This window comes from Phyllobacterium phragmitis, assembly GCF_002980495.1.
Lineage (GTDB): Bacteria > Pseudomonadota > Alphaproteobacteria > Rhizobiales > Rhizobiaceae > Paramesorhizobium > Paramesorhizobium phragmitis.
Map to the genome: position 1 here is coordinate 1 of NZ_PVBR01000079.1, position 653 is coordinate 653.

Below are 653 nucleotides of genomic sequence, written 5' to 3' on the forward strand. Positions count from 1 at the left end.
AGCCAATAACCCCCAGCAGAGCTGGGGGTTTGACGGGGAACCGCCATAGGCGGTTATGAAGGATTTTGGGACAAGAGATGGGACTTCAGGAGGACGAGAGCTTGAGTTGCATCTGGTCCAACTGCTTGTCCGCCAGTTCCTGATGCCTGATATAGGCGCGGATCATTTCTTCATCACGACCGATGGTGGAAACGAAATAACCTCTGGCCCAGAATTTGTGCCCCAGGAAATTGCGCATCTTGCGTTCCACATTCTGCGCAACCCATATCGAGCTCTTCCCTTTCAGATATCCGACGACCTCCGCCACCGAATATTTCGGCGGGATCGAGATCAGGATATGCACATGGTCAGGCATCAGGTGCCCTTCCTCGATCCGGCATTCCTTGCGCCGGGCCAGGTCGTGAAATACATTTCCCAATGATCGTCGGAGGTGCCCAAAAAGTACTTTCTTGCGGTACTTCGGCGTGAACACGACATGGTACTTGCACTCCCATGTCGCGTGATTCAGCTGGTTATGACCCTGTGACATTGTGATCTCCTTGAGGGCCTCGCGGTTCCCCAAGGAGATCATCTGATATCAGGACCCTACTCCCGAAGCCGTATAACGGCCGTTATTCGCTCCGGCAGAGCCGGAGGCTTAGCGGATAGAGTTA

The 653-nt window shown here is 53.9% G+C and carries 1 protein-coding gene; it reads right to left on the reverse strand.

Features of this window, described 5'->3' with window-relative positions:
* Nucleotides 1-85 precede the first annotated feature (85 nt).
* Nucleotides 86-529 (reverse strand): IS200/IS605 family transposase, encoded by a 444-nt coding sequence (tnpA, locus tag C5748_RS27400; RefSeq protein WP_105746206.1) that lies wholly within the window; start codon nt 527-529, stop codon nt 86-88.
* Between the last annotated feature and the right edge of the window lie 124 nt (nt 530-653).

What these genes read in the sequence shown, in the direction of transcription:
- tnpA (WP_105746206.1), bottom strand. Translation starts at nt 529, where the DNA reads ATGTCACAGGGTCATAACCAGCTGAATCACGCGACATGGGAGTGCAAG.